The sequence below is a fragment of the Pseudovibrio sp. WM33 genome, assembly GCF_001623165.1.
Lineage (GTDB): Bacteria > Pseudomonadota > Alphaproteobacteria > Rhizobiales > Stappiaceae > Pseudovibrio.
The window spans coordinates 55,071-74,136 of sequence record NZ_LMCK01000016.1; the positions used below are offsets into that span (position 1 = coordinate 55,071).

At 51.4% G+C, this 19,066-nt stretch carries 17 protein-coding genes; 15 read left to right on the forward strand and 2 right to left on the reverse strand.

Features of this window, described 5'->3' with window-relative positions; translation table 11 throughout:
- Nucleotides 1-157 precede the first annotated feature (157 nt).
- Genes osmF through PsWM33_RS04170 form a run of 4 tightly spaced genes read left to right on the forward strand, consistent with a single transcriptional unit; the run spans nt 158 to nt 3,912 of the window.
- Nucleotides 158-1,066: a glycine betaine ABC transporter substrate-binding protein OsmF gene (gene osmF, locus PsWM33_RS04155; protein WP_063299327.1), complete on the forward strand. Its 909-nt coding sequence runs from the start codon at nt 158-160 to the stop codon at nt 1,064-1,066.
- Nucleotides 1,067-1,077: 11 nt separating this feature from the next.
- Nucleotides 1,078-2,247 (forward strand): ABC transporter permease, encoded by a 1,170-nt coding sequence (locus tag PsWM33_RS04160; RefSeq protein WP_063299328.1) that lies wholly within the window; start codon nt 1,078-1,080, stop codon nt 2,245-2,247.
- A complete protein-coding gene (locus PsWM33_RS04165; protein ID WP_063299329.1) occupies nt 2,244-3,188 on the forward strand; it encodes an ABC transporter ATP-binding protein in 945 nt (314 codons plus the stop codon). Before PsWM33_RS04160 ends, PsWM33_RS04165 begins: the two co-directional genes overlap by 4 nt.
- A complete protein-coding gene (locus tag PsWM33_RS04170) occupies nt 3,175-3,912 on the forward strand; it encodes an ABC transporter permease (protein ID WP_063299330.1) in 738 nt (245 codons plus the stop codon). The genes PsWM33_RS04165 and PsWM33_RS04170 overlap by 14 nt, the downstream gene beginning before the upstream one ends.
- Nucleotides 3,913-4,177: 265 nt before the next feature.
- Here the strand turns inward: PsWM33_RS04170 and PsWM33_RS04175 are convergent, their stop codons facing one another.
- Entirely contained in the window at nt 4,178-7,849 is a 3,672-nt protein-coding gene (locus tag PsWM33_RS04175) for a vitamin B12-dependent ribonucleotide reductase (protein ID WP_063299331.1), read from the reverse strand.
- Nucleotides 7,850-8,547: 698 nt separating this feature from the next.
- On the opposite strand from PsWM33_RS04175, the gene PsWM33_RS04180 reads away from it, so the two are divergent.
- Both PsWM33_RS04180 and PsWM33_RS04185 read left to right on the forward strand, forming a co-directional pair.
- Complete coding sequence (locus tag PsWM33_RS04180; protein WP_063299332.1) at nt 8,548-9,237, forward strand: response regulator; 690 nt, start codon at nt 8,548-8,550, stop codon at nt 9,235-9,237.
- A 169-nt stretch (nt 9,238-9,406) separates the two neighbouring features.
- A complete protein-coding gene (locus tag PsWM33_RS04185; protein WP_063288635.1) occupies nt 9,407-9,793 on the forward strand; it encodes an NADH:ubiquinone oxidoreductase subunit NDUFA12 in 387 nt (128 codons plus the stop codon).
- Between the two features lie 69 nt (nt 9,794-9,862).
- On the opposite strand, the gene PsWM33_RS04190 is transcribed toward PsWM33_RS04185, so the two are convergent.
- Nucleotides 9,863-10,522, reverse strand: coding sequence for an alpha/beta hydrolase (locus PsWM33_RS04190; protein ID WP_063288636.1), 660 nt, complete (start codon nt 10,520-10,522; stop codon nt 9,863-9,865).
- A gap of 328 nt (nt 10,523-10,850) precedes the next feature.
- Between PsWM33_RS04190 and PsWM33_RS04195 the strand changes: the two genes are divergently transcribed.
- The 9 genes from PsWM33_RS04195 (at nt 10,851) to PsWM33_RS04235 (ending at nt 19,060) form a co-directional block, all read left to right on the forward strand.
- Nucleotides 10,851-12,008: a cysteine desulfurase family protein gene (locus PsWM33_RS04195; RefSeq protein WP_063299333.1), complete on the forward strand. Its 1,158-nt coding sequence runs from the start codon at nt 10,851-10,853 to the stop codon at nt 12,006-12,008.
- Nucleotides 12,009-12,159: 151 nt separating this feature from the next.
- A complete protein-coding gene (gene sufB, locus PsWM33_RS04200; protein WP_063299334.1) occupies nt 12,160-13,632 on the forward strand; it encodes a Fe-S cluster assembly protein SufB in 1,473 nt (490 codons plus the stop codon).
- Between the two features lie 60 nt (nt 13,633-13,692).
- Nucleotides 13,693-14,445, forward strand: coding sequence for a Fe-S cluster assembly ATPase SufC (gene sufC / locus PsWM33_RS04205; protein WP_057465164.1), 753 nt, complete (start codon nt 13,693-13,695; stop codon nt 14,443-14,445).
- A gap of 15 nt (nt 14,446-14,460) precedes the next feature.
- Complete coding sequence (sufD, locus tag PsWM33_RS04210) at nt 14,461-15,744, forward strand: Fe-S cluster assembly protein SufD (protein WP_063299335.1); 1,284 nt, start codon at nt 14,461-14,463, stop codon at nt 15,742-15,744.
- The gene (locus PsWM33_RS04215; protein WP_063299336.1) at nt 15,741-16,988 is read left to right on the forward strand and encodes a cysteine desulfurase; all 1,248 of its coding nucleotides are present in this window, start codon (nt 15,741-15,743) and stop codon (nt 16,986-16,988) included. Before sufD ends, PsWM33_RS04215 begins: the two co-directional genes overlap by 4 nt.
- Nucleotides 16,989-16,993: 5 nt before the next feature.
- Complete coding sequence (locus PsWM33_RS04220) at nt 16,994-17,389, forward strand: SUF system Fe-S cluster assembly protein (RefSeq protein ID WP_063296831.1); 396 nt, start codon at nt 16,994-16,996, stop codon at nt 17,387-17,389.
- A 65-nt stretch (nt 17,390-17,454) separates the two neighbouring features.
- Nucleotides 17,455-17,832 carry a HesB/IscA family protein gene (locus PsWM33_RS04225; protein ID WP_057465160.1) on the forward strand — a complete coding sequence of 126 codons (378 nt, stop codon included), beginning with the start codon at nt 17,455-17,457 and terminating at the stop codon, nt 17,830-17,832.
- A gap of 42 nt (nt 17,833-17,874) precedes the next feature.
- Entirely contained in the window at nt 17,875-18,534 is a 660-nt protein-coding gene (gene tenA / locus PsWM33_RS04230; protein ID WP_063299337.1) for a thiaminase II, read from the forward strand.
- A 115-nt stretch (nt 18,535-18,649) separates the two neighbouring features.
- Nucleotides 18,650-19,060 carry a TfoX/Sxy family protein gene (locus tag PsWM33_RS04235; RefSeq protein ID WP_082826868.1) on the forward strand — a complete coding sequence of 137 codons (411 nt, stop codon included), beginning with the start codon at nt 18,650-18,652 and terminating at the stop codon, nt 19,058-19,060.
- The last annotated feature ends 6 nt before the right edge of the window (nt 19,061-19,066 follow it).

Genomic DNA, 19,066 nt, shown 5'->3' on the forward strand with positions numbered 1-19,066 from the left:
AATCTCAGATGATATTCGACAGATTTGGCGAAATCGATTCCGTGCTAAACGCCCAAGTTTAGGACAATAGCCCTTTTAGGGATGCCACATTCTTCCCATAATAGAAATTTCACAATGCAGTGCTGAAAAATAGAGAGCTTTGAGGAGCATACTTCGCATGACATTTAATCGAATTCTTGCTGCGATCGGCATGACCGGAGCCTTAACAGTTGCAGCTCATGCTGAAATTGTTGTTTCTTCCAAAATTGATACTGAAGGTGGTCTCCTCGGAAACGTTATTGCACTTGCATTGGAAGATGCTGGCTTGCCAGTAGAACGCCGCCTGCAGCTTGGCGGCACTCAGGTGGTTCGCGAAGCACAGCTTGCAGAGCAAATCGACATCTATCCTGAATATACGGGCAATGCAGCCTACTTCCACAATGAGGCGGACAGCGAAGTCTGGAAAGACGCCAAAGCCGGATACGCCCGCGCAGCTGAGCTGGATGGTGAGAAAAACGGGCTGGTATGGCTTCAGCCTGCGCCAGCCAACAACACCTGGGCCATTGCTGTAACAGGCGCATTGGCCTCCCAGAACAATCTTGCCACTATGTCTGACTTCGGCGCCTGGGTTGCAAACGGAGGCAATGTCAAGCTGGCCGCCTCGACAGAATTCGTTTCCTCTCCGGCAGTTCTTCCCGCGATGCAGGAAACCTATGGCTTCAAGCTGTCTCCAGACCAGACCGTTGTTCTTTCAGGTGGCGACACCGCCGCGACGATACAAGCTGCAGCTCGTGGTACGTCTGGCGTCAATGCAGCTATGGCATACGGCACAGATGGCGGAGTAGCTGCAACAGGCCTTGTTGTTATGACCGATGATAAGGGCGTGCAGCCAGTCTACGAACCAGCTCCGGTTATTCGCGCCGCAGTATTAAAGCAGTACCCGGAAGTTGCTACAGTCTTGAACCCGATTTTTGCAGGTCTGGATCTGGCCACCTTACAGGAGCTAAACGGCCGCATCCAAGTTGGTGGCGAGCCAGCAGCTTCGGTTGCAAAAGACTACCTGACCAAGATTGGTGTTCTGAACTAACTGCGCGAGTTATGCCTAACAGGATCAAATCAGTCGTCTCCGGCCCCGGGCTTTTGTTCGCAAGTCTGGGGCTGGTTGCCTTATTCGCACCTTTCCTGACGCTTGCCGCCAATCGTATTGTAGCGGGCGAGGCTGTTCCTGTGTGGGACGTGGCCGGACCCGAAGCAATCATTCCCGGTATGGTTGGCGTGTTGATTGGGCTCGCCCTTGGCCTGCCATCCGCTTGGCAAAGTGTACGTTTTACAGGTTCAATGATTGGAATAGCGGCGTTGGTTTGGCTGCTGATGCAAGGCAGTACGTCACTTCTTGAAGGCGCTGGAACATATGCCAGAGTATCACTAGGAAGTGGCTTTTGGTGTTTGCTGGCCATCCTGTTGCTGCTAGCGGCCGATGCTCTGTCCTCTCTTTCTCCTGGTCCCAAAATGCGCGGTGCCTTGTTGTCGGTTGCGATTGTGGTGTCGGCATTGGTCTTGTGGTCAGGAGCCTTGACCGATCTGTCAATCTTCAGAGAGTACGCCAACAGACAAGATGCCTTCTTCAACGCAGCATGGCGGCATCTCGGCCTTGCTTTCGGCTCACTTGTTGTGGCCGCTACTATAGGTTTCCCTCTTGGCGTGTATTGCCACCGGAACCAAAGCTTGCGTGGTGCAGTTCTGCCAGTACTCAGCTTTCTGCAAACAATCCCGTCACTTGCGATGTTCGGCATCATGATCCCGCTTCTTGCCTGGGTCGGCAGTACGATTCCCGGTGCCAGGGAACTGGGTGTCGTCGGTATCGGCTTTCTGCCAGCATTTCTTGCGTTGGTAATCTATTCCCTGTTGCCGGTGGTGGCGAACACTGTGGCTGGCCTGGAAGCCACTCCAATCGTGACGCTGGATGCAGCGCGCGGTATGGGCATGACCCGCCATCAACGCCTCATACAGATTCAACTGCCGCTCGGGCTTCCGGTTATGTTGGCTGGATTGCGGATTGTTCTGGTGCAGAATATCGGCCTTGCGGTGATCGCCGGATTGATTGGCGGTGGTGGTTTTGGAACCTTTGTCTTTCAAGGTCTCAATCAGACCGCAACAGATTTGATCCTGCTTGGAGCTCTGCCAACAGTCATTCTTGCTCTTATCTCGGCAATTACAATGGATATTCTGGTCGAACTGGCCCGCCCTAATCAGATGAGGCATGGATGATTGAGATCGACAACATAACCAAGATTTACGACGGGCGGCCTGCTGTCGAAGCCGTATCGATGACGATTGAGAGCGCAACAATCACCGCAATCGTCGGCACATCCGGCTCTGGGAAAAGTACATTACTGCGTATGGTCAATCGGCTTGTAGAGCCCACGTCTGGCCAAGTTCGGATCAATGGTGAACCAACTGCTGGATTGCCGAAGAACGCCCTGCGTCGCCGTATTGGGTATGCAATTCAGGGCCATGGTCTTTTTCCGCATCACACAGTTGCCAGAAACATCGGCGCTGTGCCGCGGCTACTTGGTTGGCACAAGGACAAGATCCACGCGCGCGTGAACGAGCTGTTGGACCTATTCTCCATGTCGCCAGATGAGTTTCGGGATCGCTATCCTGCTGAGCTCTCAGGCGGTCAGCAACAACGGGTAGGCGTGGCACGAGCTTTGGCATCCCGGCCCGACCTGTTGCTCATGGATGAGCCCTTCGGGGCACTGGACCCCATCATTCGAACGCGCGCGCAGGCAGACTTGCACCGGATTCAACGAACGCTCGGCTCCACAATCCTTCTCGTCACGCATGATATGGAGGAAGCCATACAGCTTGGTGATCAGGTAGCGGTGATGGATCAGGGACAGCTGGTGCAGCATGGTACCCCTGCAGAGATCATCACCAACCCTGCCACAGAGTTCGTTGCAGAAATGGTCGGCGGTGTCGATCGACCGCTTCGCCTGTTATCGCTGCTTTCCGTCTCCCAGATACTTGAAGACGGAGCAGCAGAAGGGGAGCCAATCGACGAGAAAACCAGCTTGCGAGAGGCTCTTTCTGTTTGCCTCTGGAGCGGACGAAGTGCTTTGCCGGTAGAACGCAACGGCAGTCCTATTGGCCGCGTAACACTGGAAGCGATCCGTTCCAGGGCAGAGGGCACACATGAGCCGAGCTAATTTCCTGAGGGTTATTGTTGTATCGCTTTTGCTTGCTCTGGTCCTTCAGCCTGAGTGGTTTGCACCCATATTTGCACCCTTCACACCGCCCGGAGCTGCGGTGATTTATGATCGCACGTCGCTACTGTCACTTTCTTTGAGCCATCTGGGGATCGTTGCTGTAGCCTCACTTGCTGCTTCCATTGTCGCGGTATTACTGGCGATCCTCGTTACTCGGCCTCAAGGCAAGGCATTTTTACCGCTGTCACGAACCATTGCGAACATGGGGCAGACGTTTCCACCTGTGGCCGTTCTGGCTTTGGCAGTACCGATGCTGGGCTTTGGAGCCGGACCAACGCTTGTTGCGCTGTTTCTGTATGGCATCTTGCCAATCTTCGAAAACACAATGACCGGTCTCTCAACTCTGCCACCTGCAACAATGGAAGCAGCCCGAGGTATAGGTCTCAGCCGTCGGCAACGTTTGCTTCAAGTCGAACTTCCACTGGCACTTCCTTTGATCCTGACAGGTGTTCGCCTCTCTGTCGTCATTGCCATCGGCACAGCAACAATCGGCTCCACCGTCGCCGCCCACACGCTTGGCGAAGTCATCATTGCAGGCCTACTAACAAACAACACCTCCTACGTCCTACAAGGTGGCCTCATAGTCGGCCTGTTCGCAGTCCTGATCTACGACGCACTGACCCAACTTGAAGCCAGCATCCGAAAACGCCTTGGTGTGAAATAACACCGAATAAGATGACCCTTACTTCGTGGCCTTACCGAAAAAATGAATATAGGCTCAGTTTAGAAGGCGACTTTTAGGCACGGGGAGCTTTTAATCAATGCTCAAGGGCGGTTTGCAGCAGGGCCAAAGTGGATTGTACCTCTTCGCAAAGATTGTGTTTCTTCAATTCATACGTTTTCGACATCTGACCTCAATACGCGTACAAACGAAAACAGGCCCCAAAGCAGAGCTTTGGGGCCTGTTTTTATAAGCTTTTGATCAGTAATCAGCTGCAGCCGCTGGTGGAGCCGCAGGTGTCGCATTTTAGGCAGGTGCCGTTGCGGACCATGGTGAAGTTGCCGCATTCTGCGCAGCTTTCACCCTCATACCCCTTCATGCGGGCCTGAGCGACCTGACTGGCGACAGATGGCTGTGCAGCTGCAGGTGTTGCAGTGCCAACACTTGCTGTTGCCGTTGCTTCACCACCGCGCTGGAAGGCTGTTGCAATCGCATCAGACTGAGCTGTGATCGCACCGGCCAGCTGAACAGCTGGATCACCACCTGGGACCAGACGGAACTTTTCGGTCTGACCGCGAACAAGGCCGTGAGAAACAATCGCAGGGCTGCTCTCTTCATCCTGTCCTTCAGCTGAAGAACGGGAGGTCGACGTCGTGCTGTCCAATGCTTCCGGTGGCACGTGGGCCAGATCGTTGCGACCGAGATAGGACACGGCCAACTCACGGAAGATATAGTCAAGAATGGACGTTGCATTCTTGATTGCGTCATTGCCCATCACCATGCCAGCAGGTTCAAATCGGGTGAACGTGAACGCGTCAACATATTCCTCAAGCGGAACGCCGTATTGCAGACCAAGAGAGATCGCAATCGCGAAGTTGTTCATCAATGAGCGGAAGGCAGCGCCTTCTTTATGCATGTCGATGAAGATCTCGCCGATACGACCATCCTGATATTCACCGGTTGTCAGGTACACTTTGTGGCCGCCAACGGAAGCTTTCTGAGTGTAACCTTTGCGGCGGTTTGGCAGCTTTTCACGGTTGCGAACAGTACGCTCGATGATCCGTTCAACAACACGCTCTGCAACAGCTTCAGCGCGAGCTGCCTGTGGCTGGGCAAGGATGTCATCAACTGTATCTTCTGCATCATCGTCTTCATCTTCCAGCAGCTGAGCGTTCAGTGGCTGAGACAGCTTGGAGCCATCACGATAAAGAGCGTTTGCTTTCAGACCCAGCTTCCAGGAGAGCATGTAAGCTTCTTTACAGTCCTCAACACTGGCAGTGTTTGCCATGTTGATGGTCTTGGAAATCGCACCGGAGATAAACGGCTGCGCAGCGGCCATCATCTTGATGTGACTGTCAACGGACAGGAAGCGCTCACCAATGCGGCCACAAGGGTTCGCACAGTCAAATACCGGGTAATGCTCTTCTTTCAGGTGCGGTGCACCTTCCAGGGTCATTGCACCACACACATGGGTGTTCGCAGCTTCAATCTCTGCCTTGCTGAAGCCCATGTGGCTCAGAAGGTCAAAGTCTATATCTTCCAGCTGCTCAGCGGAAACGCCAAGCTTGCCGGTCAGCAGTTCATCACCAAGGGTCCAGCGGTTGAAGACAAACTTGATGTCGAACGCAGACCCAAGTGCTCCAGCCAGTTTCTCAAGCGCGGCATCATCAAAGCCTTTGGCCTTCAGGCTGGCACTGTTGATCGCAGGGGACTGAGAAATAGAACCATGACCAACCGCATAAGCTTCGATTTCGGCGATTTCAGCTTCTGAGTAACCAAGTGTACGCAGCGCTTCAGGAACAGCACGGTTGATGATCTTGAAGTAACCGCCACCTGCGAGCTTCTTGAACTTCACCAGCGCAAAGTCAGGCTCAATACCGGTCGTGTCACAATCCATAACCAGACCAATGGTGCCGGTTGGTGCAATCACAGTGGTCTGCGCGTTGCGGTAACCGTGTGCCTCTCCAAGCTCCAGAGCTTTGTCCCATGCAAGACGGGCACGCTCAACAAGCTCAGCCTGTGGGCAGTTGGAAGCATCCAGAGGAACGGGCAAGGTGCTGAGGTTCTCATAACCCTTGCTCTCGCTGTGGGCAGCACGGCGGTGGTTGCGGATCACACGCAGCATGTCCTTGGCGTTTTCCTCATAGCGAGGGAAAGAGCCAAGCTCACCAGCCATTTCAGCAGACGTAGCGTAACAAACACCGGTCATGATCGCGGTGATTGCACCACAAAGCGCACGGCCTTCGTCACTGTCATAAGCAATACCGGAGATCATCAGCAGGCCGCCAATGTTGGCATAGCCCAGACCAGTCGTACGGTATTCGTAGGACAGCTTTGCGATCTGCTTGGATGGGAACTGCGCCATCATGACGGAGATCTCAAGCACGATCTGCCAGAGGCGGGTTGCATGCTCAAACTTGTCAAAGTCGAACTGCTGGTCTTCCTTGCGGAATTGCAGCAGGTTCAAAGAAGCTAGGTTACACGCGGTATCATCCAGGAACATATATTCAGAACATGGGTTGGATGCGCGGATCTCACCGCCCTGCGGGCAGGTGTGCCATTCATTGATGGTGGTGTGGTACTGCAGGCCCGGATCAGCAGACGCCCAGGCCGCGTAACCAATCTGTTCCCAAAGCTCAGCTGCTTTGATGGTCTTCTGGGTGCCACCGTCAATACGGCCAATCAGGTCCCAGTCTCCATCTGCAGCGACAGCTTTCAGGAAGCCGTCAGTTACACGAACAGAATTGTTGGAGTTCTGGCCGGAAACAGTCAGATAAGCTTCAGAATCCCAGTCTGTGTTGTAGATCGGGAATTCAATGGTCTTGTAGCCCTGACGAGCAAACTGAACCACACGCTGAATATAGTTATCAGGAACCATTGCCTTCTTGGCAGCGCGCATTTCGCGCTTCAGGGCAGGGTTCTTTTTAGCATCAAAGCAATCGTCGCCGCTGCCTTCGCAGTTGACGCAAGCTTTCATCACAGCCTGAAGATGCTTCTGACACACTTTGGAACCAGTTACGATGGCCGCAACCTTCTGTTCTTCATGCACCTTCCAGGTCACAAATTCTTCGATATCTGGATGGTCGATATCAACTACAACCATCTTCGCTGCACGGCGTGTTGTGCCGCCGGACTTGATTGCACCAGCTGCACGGTCACCAATCTTCAGGAAGCTCATGAGGCCGGAGGACTTGCCACCGCCTGCCAGACGCTCGCCGCTTGCGCGCAGAGAGGAGAAGTTGGTGCCGGTGCCAGAGCCGTATTTGAACAGACGTGCTTCACGAACCCACAGGTCCATGATGCCGTTTTCATTCACCAGATCATCGTCAACAGACTGAATGAAGCAAGCGTGCGGCTGCGGATGCTCATAAGCAGTCGCAGAGCGGGTCAGCTCGCCAGTTTCAAAGTCTACGTAATGGTGACCCTGGCTTGGGCCATCAATGCCATACGCCCAGTGCAGGCCGGTGTTGAACCACTGCGGGGAGTTCGGAGCAACCTTCTGGGTCGCGAGCATGTACCGCAGTTCGTCATAAAACGCCTGCGCATCAGCTTCGCTGTCGAAGTATCCGCCTTTCCAGCCCCAGTACGTCCATGTACCAGCCAGACGATCAAACACCTGACGGCTGTCGATCTCAGACCCAAAGCGCTTGTCTTTCGCCATCTTGGAAAGAGCTTTGTCGTCTGGAGCTTTGCGCCACAGCCAGGATGGAACGGTGTTTTCTTCTACCGCTTTCAGCTTGGCCGGAACGCCAGCTTTGCGGAAGTATTTCTGTGCCAGAATATCAGAGGCAACCTGAGAGAATTGCTTAGGAACCTGAATGTTCTCCAAGCGAAACACAACGGAACCGTCTGGGTTACGGATCTCGCTCGTTGCGTTGCAAAACTCAATATCTGCGTAGGGGGATTGTCCTTCCGCAGTATATCGCCGCTCAATTCTCATGTTTAGCCCCTTATCGCACCCGGTGACGGTCACCGCGGTACATCTCGGTTTTAAGAGCGCCGATAGCTAAGATTTTAACCAAAAGTCCGCCGCCGGTTTTGATTAATCCGCTATCTGGCATTTATCCTAGTAAACGCAGGTAAAGTGGCACGCAATTCGATGCTATCACAATATCTAGTGTGCTGATAATATATTAACACAATATTTAGGCTGCAATTGGCAAAAAAAAGCGACCGCTGGAAGTGAATGTTAATCCAACTCCTAGCACTCGAAGCTACTTAATTGTGGTGAACTCCCGGCCGAGGCCGCACTATCCTGAACACGTCTTGATTTCGACCTCAAATTAGATTGAATCGGAAAGCATCGTCAAGCGTGATCTGTCCACTGGTTGTGTGCATAAGAGGGATCGGAACACCAAATATTGTAATCTGTGTGGATTGTGGGGAGACCCAGACCTGTTCCAAACCGGGCACAGGCAGCAGAACCCCGCCATTTCCGCAAAGCCAAGCGAAAATGCAAATTCAAGCTCATTTTTTCTGGGGGATATTTTTAGGAAAAATTATTCAGTGGATCAGAAAATTTCACGGGTAAAAAAGTCTGTATACCCCATGCAATTTTACGCAGTAGTTGTATGGAGAGATCATATATAGTTTCTCAATTACCTTCGGTATCTGGTTAGGTTAAATTAGCGAGCAGATATGCATCACACCTCCTTCGGCAAGGACATTTCTCAGTTAGATGTGGTTCTTGTGGAACAGTCAAAACCCACCCAAGCAATCCTAAGGGGTATCTTAGGCACCCTGAAACTTGGGCGCGTGCGTGTCTATGATAGTCCCAAAGATGCATTACCAATGCTGATCTCGGACCCACCAGATCTGGTGTTATCCGGTTGGGAGATGAAGCCCGTCAGCGGTTTCCAGCTCTTAAAGCTTATGCGTTCAGGCCGAATCCCCGAGCTCATCAATGTTCCGCTCGTCTTTATTACGGCCTATGGCACCCGTGCTTTGGTGACGCGCGCCTTGGAAGCAGGGGCCCATCATCTGCTGGTGACGCCGATTTCATCCTCTGTTTTGAAGAAATCGCTAGAATCAATCAGCAAGGATCGCCGTCAGTTCGTCCGCAACAACGACGGTGGTTTCATTATTGATGGAACGGCAAAGCGGCTGGAACAGAATCAGGCCAAGTTCGCGGCGCTCAACAAAGCGCGCGAATACCAGAAGGATGAGAACGCACCATCACCCGAATCTGAAATGGCACCAAGACCACGCAGATCGACGAAAAGAGATGAGAATGAGCCTCTCTCACTCAAGGATCTGGAAGTTGGAAATGTTTCACCAGCAGACAAGTTCAGTCAAAACCCGTACTTGTCGCGCCGTGCCAAGAAATAACGCATAAAATAGGCGTCAGAATTGTGAAAATAATAACTGACCCTAGGATATTTAAAGCGACTTCCGGTGAATAGTTGAAACTACGGTACTCTAAGACTGGACAGGCACCCAAACACTCGTCATATTCCGGGAAAATTTACAAAGCCACCGATCTGGAAAGGCCAGACACATGAAACACCTTCTGCTTACGTTCTTCACATGGTGGAACAGTGACACGTGGGGCACTCGCTTCTTCACATGGAGAAAGGGTGAGTTCGTCGGGACCGATGACTTTGGTAACAAGTATTATAAAGAGCGCGACGGCAAGCGTCGTTGGGTGATTTATAAAAACCTTGCTGAAGCCTCCCAGATCCCTGCCGGTTGGCACGGTTGGATGCATTACCGCACAGACACTCCGCCAACAGAGAGTGGTTATGTCGCCCGTGAGTGGGAAATCGCTCACTCTCCAAACCTGACAGGCACACCAAATGCATATCGTCCAAAAGGGTCCATCCTGACACCGGAAAAACGTCCGGAAGTGACTGGAGACTACCACGCCTGGACACCTGGCGAATAAGCCAGACACGAGTTACGAAAAAAGCCCGGTCAATCGACCGGGCTTTTTTAATGCAAAAATCATCGCTGATTAACCAGCATCTTCTCCGATCAGGCCAAGACGGCGATCGAGATAGTTAGCACAATTACCAATCAGACCATCTACATGGTTTTCAAAGAAGTGGTTTGCACCTGGCATTTCCTGATGGTCGATAATGATACCCTTTTGGGTTTTCAGCTTATCAACCAGAGCCTGAACATCCTTCTGTGGAACTACTTTGTCCTGCTCACCATGAATGATCAGGCCAGAAGACGGGCAGGGTGCCAGGAAGGAGAAGTCATGCAAGTTGGCTGGTGGGGCGATAGAGATAAAGCCCTCAACTTCAGGACGACGCATCAAGAGCTGCATGCCAATCCATGCACCAAATGAGAAGCCCGCAATCCAGCAAGCACGTGCATCCGGATGGATGGTTTGTACCCAGTCCAACGCCGCAGCAGCATCTGAAAGCTCACCTTGACCATGGTCGAACTGACCCTGGGAACGACCCACGCCGCGGAAGTTGAAACGCAAAACTGCGAAGCCGCGTTTCGCAAACATGTAATAGGTCTGATAGATAATCTGGTTGTTCATCGTGCCGCCGAACTGCGGATGCAGATGCAGGACCAATGCGATTGGAGCGTTGCGTTTTTTAGCTGGATGGAAACGGCCTTCTAGCCGCCCTGCAGGGCCATTGAAGATCACCTCAGGCATATACTGCAAAATCCTCTTGTTTTGGTCGGCAGCAAATGGCTGCCGGCTTTTTGGTATCCCGGATCATTGTCGATTAAACTTGACTGCGAGACGCAAGTTTATTAGAACCAGTTTAGAATTATTCTACGATGAACCTCAAGGGCTACACTGAAAATCGGCCTCTATTGGAGAAAGGTATATCCAACTCGGCGCATGCACGTTATAGACCTCAACGAACTCAAAGGGAACTCTTTACCCCTTATCGTAAGCACCGTGGAAAATATCAAGGTTTCCATTTCCATAGAGACCCAATTAGGGCACTAAAGAACCCCATTTTCTGTGTTAAACTATGACAATAAACCGCGAACTGACATATTTAGACTATAACGCCAGCGCTCCGCTGAGGGAAGAATCTCTTTTAGCTCTTCAGGAAGCCTATAAAGCAGCTGGTAATGCGTCCTCTATTCACAGCAGCGGTCGGCGCGCCCGATCCATCATCGAAGATGCAAGGCACAAAATTGCAGATCTGGTAGATGGCAACCCGGCGAATATCATTTTTACGAGTGGAGCGTCAGAGGCGAACGTCACAGCATTATCGCCCACTTGGCTCAAAAATGGCGAGCCCTATATTCTGACCCAGGTTTTTGTGAGCGCAATCGAACATCCATCCATTATAGCTGGTGGTCGATTTGCAGCCCAAAATGTTCAAAGCATTCCCGTTGATGAAGACGGGCGCGTGGTGGTGAGTGAACTGCGCAGACTGCTTGAGAAACTGGGAGAAGATGAAACCGCATTGGTATCTGTTATGGCTGCCAACAGTGAGACCGGTGTTTTGCAGCCCCTGCAGGAAATCGGCGTTCTCACAGAAGATTTAGGTCATCTCTACCATGTGGACGCAGTCCAGATGGCAGGGAAAGAACCGCTTTCAATGGCCATGATTGGCTGCAACTCCATGTCGATCTCCTCCCATAAAATCGGAGGTCCGCAAGGAGTTGGTGCTCTTATCCTCGGGAAAGGCGATTTTCGCCCCATTCCACTGCTGACAGGTGGCGGACAAGAATCGTGGAGAAGAGCCGGAACAGAGAATACGGCAGGCATTGCAGGATTTGCGGTTGCGGCAGCGCAATCAACTAATCCTGATGAACATGCTAGGATTTCGCGCCTGCGAGACCATATGGAAGAGAGACTGAATGAGCTCTCTTCAGATGCGATCATCTTCGGTAAAGATGCCGCGCGTCTTGGCAACACGACGTGTTTCGCAGTTGAAGGGATTTCAGCTGAAACCGCACTGATCAACTTTGACTTGTTTGGTGTCGCTGTTTCATCTGGGTCTGCTTGTTCATCCGGCAAAGTAGGCGCATCCCATGTGCTTCTTGCAATGGGAGTATCGGAATCATTGGCGCGTGGCGCAATCCGGGTCAGTCTCGGTTGGGCGACAACCCAAGAAGATGTTGAGCGTTTTTTAGGCGCTTGGACGAAAATTTATAAACGAATGAAGCCCACATAGAAGGGGTGAACGCCGTATATAAAAATAAACGAGGACAAACCCTCGTATAAATAAGGATGCACTGTGTTGCGACAGAGCATCTGTTAAGTAAGGGCAAACGGGTCCAATAATCGTACCCAATGCGGCTTTGAACCGCGTATGGAGACAAAGCATGGCGGCAGTCCAGGAAACAATTGATCAGGTCAAAGCAATTGATGTTGATCAGTATAAATATGGCTTCGTAACCGATATCGAAAGTGAGCTTGCTCCCAAAGGGCTCAATGAAGATATCGTTGCATACATTTCGGCTAAAAAAGACGAACCGGAATGGATGCTCAATTGGCGCTTGGAAGCGTTCCGCCGTTGGAAGACGATGGAAGAGCCAACATGGGCGCGAGTTGATTACCCGAAGATCGACTTCGAAGACCTTCATTATTATGCAGCACCTAAAAAACGTGAGGGACCCAAGTCTCTTGAGGAGGTGGATCCAGAGATTCTGGAAACCTACAAGAAGCTGGGCATTCCACTGTCCGAGCAGGAAATCTTGGCAGGTGTTGCACCTGAGCACCGCGTTGCAGTTGATGCTGTTTTCGATAGTGTCTCAGTAGCAACAACCTTTAAGGAAGAACTGGCCAAGGCAGGCGTTATTTTCTGCCCGATCTCCGAAGCAATTCGTGAGCATCCAGAGCTGGTTCAAAAATACCTTGGGTCTGTTGTTCCAGTCTCCGACAACTTCTATGCAACATTGAACTCAGCTGTGTTCTCTGATGGGTCGTTTGTGTACATTCCACCAGGCGTGCGTTGCCCAATGGAACTGTCCACCTACTTCCGCATCAATGAGCCGAACACAGGCCAGTTTGAGCGCACGCTGATCATCGCAGATAAAGGCTCTTATGTGTCTTATCTGGAAGGGTGTACTGCCCCTCAGCGCGATGAAAACCAGCTGCACGCTGCTGTGGTTGAGCTTGTTGCTCTGGAAGATGCCCAGATCAAGTATTCTACAGTTCAGAACTGGTACCCAGGCGATGCTGACGGCAAAGGTGGTATCTACAACTTCGTGACCAAGCGTGGCGACTGCCGCGAAAAGAACTCCAAAATCTCTTGGACACAGGTTGAAACCGGTTCTGCTATCACTTGGAAATACCCAAGCTGCATTCTGCGCGGAGATAACTCACAAGGTGAGTTCTACTCCATTGCGATCTCTAATGGTCACCAGCAGATCGACAGCGGCACCAAGATGATCCATCTGGGCAAAAATACTGCCAGCCGGATTATCTCCAAGGGTATCTCTGCAGGTGTTTCTCAAAACACCTACCGCGGGCAGGTTTCCGCGCATCGAAAGGCATCTAACGCACGTAACTTCACCCAGTGTGACTCGCTTCTCATTGGCGATAAGTGCGGTGCCCACACCGTCCCTTACATCGAAAGCAAGAACTCCTCAGCGGTGTTCGAGCACGAGGCAACAACTTCCAAGATCTCTGACGATCAGATGTTCTACTGTCAGGCCCGTGGCCTTGATGAGGAAGAAGCTGTCGCATTGATCGTGAATGGTTTTGTCCGGGACGTAATCCAGCAACTGCCGATGGAATTCGCAGTTGAGGCACAAAAACTGATTTCGATCAGCCTTGAAGGAAGTGTGGGCTAAAACGCGGACCACCGCGTTTGCCTCGTACCTATTGAAGAATTGAAAAGACGAGAACGATAGATGCTTGAGATCAAAAACCTGCACGCCGAAGTTGATGGCAACAAAATCCTTCGCGGCATTGACCTGACTGTACGCCCAGGCGAAGTCCACGCTATCATGGGACCAAACGGTTCTGGTAAGTCCACCCTGTCATATGTACTGGCAGGTAAAGACGATTACGAGATCACCGAGGGTTCCATCTCCTACAACGGAGTTGACTGGGCTGAACTTGGTGCCGATGAGCGCGCTGCTGCCGGCATGTTCCTTGCGTTCCAGTACCCGATCGAAATTCCGGGTGTTGCAACCATGACATTCCTGAAGACAGCGTTGAATGCACAGCGCAAAGCACGCGGTGAAGATGAAATCTCCACCCCTGACTTCATGAAGCTCGTACGCGAGAAATCCAAAGAGCTGAAAGTGACGCCAGACATGCTGAAGCGTCCACTCAACGTTGGTTTCTCCGGCGGTGAAAAGAAGCGCGCTGAGATTCTGCAGATGTCTCTGCTGGAACCAACTCTTTGCGTTCTGGATGAAACAGATTCAGGTCTGGACATCGATGCACTGCGCGTTGTTTCTGAAGGCGTCAACCAGCTCCGCTCCCCAGAGCGCTCCATGATCGTGATCACGCACTACCAGCGTCTGCTCGATCACATTGTACCGGATGTCGTGCACGTTCTGTCCAAAGGGAAGATCGTTAAAACCGGTGGTAAAGAGCTTGCTCTTGAACTGGAGAAAAACGGTTACGCTGATTACGTCGGCGAAGAAGCTGCTTGAGCTGGAGGGTAACCGATGAATGCTCCGGCAAATATTAAAGAGACAAAAGCAGAGCAGAGCCTGAACGCTCAGTTCGACGCAATTTTCGCGCAAACAACGCAGGAAAACGCAAATCAACGCAAACAGGCGTGGGATGCTTTCAAAGCAAAAGGTATTCCGCATCGCCGCGTTGAAGAGTGGCACTACACAGACCTGCGCACCAAAATGAACGATGCATTTGCATTGGCTTCAAAAACCGCGCCCAAAGCTGATGCTTTAAAGGGTGCTGGTGGTCTGAAGACCTACCGCATCGCCATCGTCAATGGTCGATACGCACCAGAACTCTCGTCAGATCAAGACGTTGCAGGCTTGAGTATTGCTCAGACCGGCGGCTTCCTGGCATCACAGCTCGGCACCGACGACGCCATGGCGCACCTCAATCAGGCTCTGGTTCAGGGCGGCATCAGCATCAAAATCGCTGCAGATGCAAAGATTGATCTTCCGATTGAGATCGTTCGTTACACTGATGGTTCCGAAGTCAGCTCCTATGCAGGCACCTCGGTTGAAATCGGTTCGGGCGCAAAAGCACTCATCATCGAGAGCTTTGAAGGTGATGCCGATGCTGCTTACCAGTCCAACGCCCTCATGGAGGTCAAAGTTGGCGACAAAGCAGATGTGCACTGGCTGAAATTGCAGGTGGAAAGCGCAAAAGCGCAGCATATCGAAACGCTTAGCATTGAGTTGGGTGCGGAAACCAATTTCCAGCACTTCATCTACAATGAAGGCGCATCGCTGTCTCGTGCCCAACTCTTCCTTGAGTTCAAGGGCGAGGGCACCCATGCTGGCCTGCGCGGAACATCTCTGCTCAAAGACAACCAACATGCTGATATCACACTGTTTGTGAAGCATGCCGTTCCAGGATGTGAAAGCCGCGAATACTACCGCTCTGTCGTCGACGACAAAGCCCGCGCAGTCTTCCAAGGCAAGATCATTGTGGAGCAAGCCGCGCAGAAGACAGATGGTCAGATGATGATCAAAACGCTTCTGCTGAGCGATACCGCTGAAATCAATGCCAAACCTGAGCTGGAAATCTTTGCAGACGACGTTCAGTGCGCCCACGGTTCCACCACCGGCGACATTGACGAAGACCTGCTGTTCTACCTCATGGCACGCGGTATTCCAGAAGCGCAGGCACGCAAAATCCTCGTTCTCGCATTCCTTTCTGAAGCTATTGAGGAATTTGAAGAGGAACAGTGTGTAGAATTGCTGGAAGCAATGACACGCAGTTGGCTTCATGCCGATGATATGGTGAGCGAATGACCAAGGTCGACAACACGGCTTTCACAGCTCCATACGACGTTGAGAAGGTTCGGAAAGATTTTCCGATCCTTTCAACCGAGGTCTATGGCAAGCCGTTGGTCTACCTGGATAATGGTGCGTCAGCCCAAAAGCCGACGGCGGTGATTGATGCAATCACCAAAGCCTACACCCAGGAATATGCCAATGTGCATCGTGGCTTACACTATCTGTCGAACACAGCCACCGAAAACTTTGAGGCGGCACGCGAAACCGTGCGCCGTTTCCTGAATGCTCCAAGCATTGACGAAATTGTTTTTACAAAATCGACGACTGAAGCAATCAATCTAGTGTCCTACGGATTGGAAGATGACATCCAGGAAGGTGATGAAATCATCATCTCCATCATGGAACACCATTCCAACATCGTGCCTTGGAACTTCCTGCGGGAACGCAAAGGCGCTGTCATCAAATGGGCACCCATTGCCGAAGATGGTACGTTTCTGCTGGATGAGTTTGAAAAACTCCTGACAGATCGCACCAAAATCGTCGCGATGACACATATGTCCAACGTCACCGGAACTGTAGTTCCAGTGAAAGAAGTCACGCGCCTTGCACACGAACGCGGTGCAAAAGTACTGATCGACGGTTCGCAAAGTGCGGTGCACATGCCTGTCGACGTTCAGGATATTGGCTGTGACTTCTATGCAGTCACCGGGCATAAGCTCTACGGTCCAAGCGGCATCGGCGTACTCTACGGCAAGAAAGAGATTCTCAACAAGATGCGCCCATTCCAGGGTGGCGGTGAGATGATCAAGGACGTGACTGAGTGTCTCGTCACCTATGCTGAAGCTCCGCATCGTTTTGAGGCTGGTACCCCGCCAATCGTTCAGGCTATTGGATTAGGGGCCGCCCTTGACTATATGGAGAGTCTGGGGTGCGAAAAAATCGCATTGCATGAAGCGTCCCTACGTGATTATGCAGAGCAGCGCTTAAAGGAAGTCAATTCTCTGAAGATCTTTGGCAACGCCAAGGATAAGGGATCGATCTTCTCCTTTGAGATTGAGGGGGTTCACGCCCACGATATCTCAATGGTGATTGACAGAGCGGGCGTTGCAGTTCGGGCCGGTACCCATTGCGCGCAACCTTTGCTGGCGCGTTACGGCGTGACCAGTACATGCCGTGCAAGTTTTGGCCTGTACAACACCCATGATGAAGTTGATCGCCTGGTAGAAGCCTTGCGTAAAGCGCAGATGATGTTTGGTTAGGACCTATGACAGACAACACACAAACAAGCGAGTTCTCTGACGGACCTTTGACAACTCCGGAAATCAACCAGAGCTCCGCAATTCCTGCGGAAGAGCTGGAGCGTTTGACCGGCGATATCATTGCTGCGATGAAAACCGTATTCGATCCGGAAATTCCGGTCGATATCTACGAGCTTGGCTTGATCTACAAGGTTGATATCGAGGATGACCGCACGGTTAAAATCGACATGACTTTGACCGCTCCAGGCTGCCCGGTTGCTGGCGAAATGCCAATTTGGGTAGAAAACGCAGTAAGCTCTGTACCAGGCGTTGGCACCGTGCAAGTGGATATGACCTTTGATCCTCCATGGGATCCTAGCCGCATGTCTGACGAAGCTCGCGTTGCGTTGAACTTCTTCTAAGGTTCGAATAGCGCTTACAATGTATGGCACCTCGACAGTGTTGAGGTGCCCATGGAGGGTGCAAAATGGCCTCAGGATTTCAGGTACTATCGCTGACGGACGAAGCAGCTGATTACATTCGTACTTTGCTTGAAGCAAGTGATGCCGATCCACTCGGTTTGCGTGTCGCCATAAAAACAGGTGGCTGTGCGGGCATGGAGTACGAACTGGATCTGGTAACAGAAGCAAAGTCCGGCGATGATGTTGTTGAAGATAAAGGCGTAAAAGTCTTTGTTGATCCAGCAGCTACGCTTTATCTGCTTGGAACGGAAATGGGTTTTGAAACGACGAAATTCCGCTCTGGTTTTACGTTCAAAAATCCAAATGAAGTCTCTGCATGCGGTTGCGGTGAATCCGTAGAGCTGCTGCCAGCTGATCTTTCAAAGTTTGCTCAGAAAAACTAGTAGCGCTCAAGTCTGAGCAGCTACGGCAATAGGTGGGATGCCGTGTCTCTTTCTAATTCATTAAAAAACGATAATCTCGAGACGTGGCATTCCTACACCAAACATGAATTTGTCCAGGGCCTTGGCGATGGAACTCTGCCAATTGCAGCGTTTAAGAAGTACCTCGTCCAAGACTATCTCTTCCTGATTGAGTTCGCACGCGCCTATGCGCTTGGCATGTACAAGTCCACTGACCTTGCTCAGATGCGAAAATGTCTTTCCTCCGCAAAGGGCATTCTTGAAGTAGAGATGAGCCTTCACATCCGCCTTTGCGAAAGTTGGGGGCTGTCTGAAAACGAGATTGTCGCAACTCCGGAAGAGCCAGCAAATCTTGCATACACCCGGTATGTTCTCGACACCGCAATGAAGGGCGATATGCTCGACCTGAAAGTTGCACTCGCACCTTGCGCTATTGGTTATGGTGAAATTGGTGCCGAGCTGGCAAAGCAAGATGGGGCACTAGATCCAAGCAATCCATATGCAGAATGGATCAAAGAATACTCCAGTGATGAGTATCAGGAACTCGCCGCTGACGCGGTGAAGGAAATCGATGATCTCGGCGCGCTCTACGCAACTGACGCACGCTACGCCAAATTGTCTAGAATATTTAGAGAGGCCACTAGACTTGAGGCCAATTTCTGGCAGATGGGCCTCGAGCTATAATCATTCAAAAGAACACATCACATTTCTGTGAGTGGATGAAGCAAGCAATAATCTTGTCGGTCTTCGACTGAATATTGCAAGCTTTCAATATATTTATATCTTTTGGTGATTGCTTATGTCTTTATCCTCTTTTTTTATATCTGATAAACGCCCGGTATTTCTGAAGAATATTCGCTGTCGTCCCATGTTTGGTGGCCACGGATATTACATGAATGGCAAAATGTTCGCGCTCGTTCGCGAAAAATCACTCTATCTCAAAGCGGGTTCCAGTAATGTTGCAGATTTTTTGCTAACAGGTCAGCTGCCTTACATCCATCAGTGCTTCGGAGAGTATTTCCCGACAAACTTCTATTCAGTTCCTCTGAATGTTATCGAGGATGAAGTCCAACTGACACGATGGATTGCAAAGGCAATTCGCCAGCTTGCTCAGGCGAAGGAGAGTGCCAAAGCCTCTTCTGCCTTGGACAGCCGACAAAAAAAGACGGCGACCATACGATCTGCCGTCTCGAATACATTTTTCTTTTAAAAATTA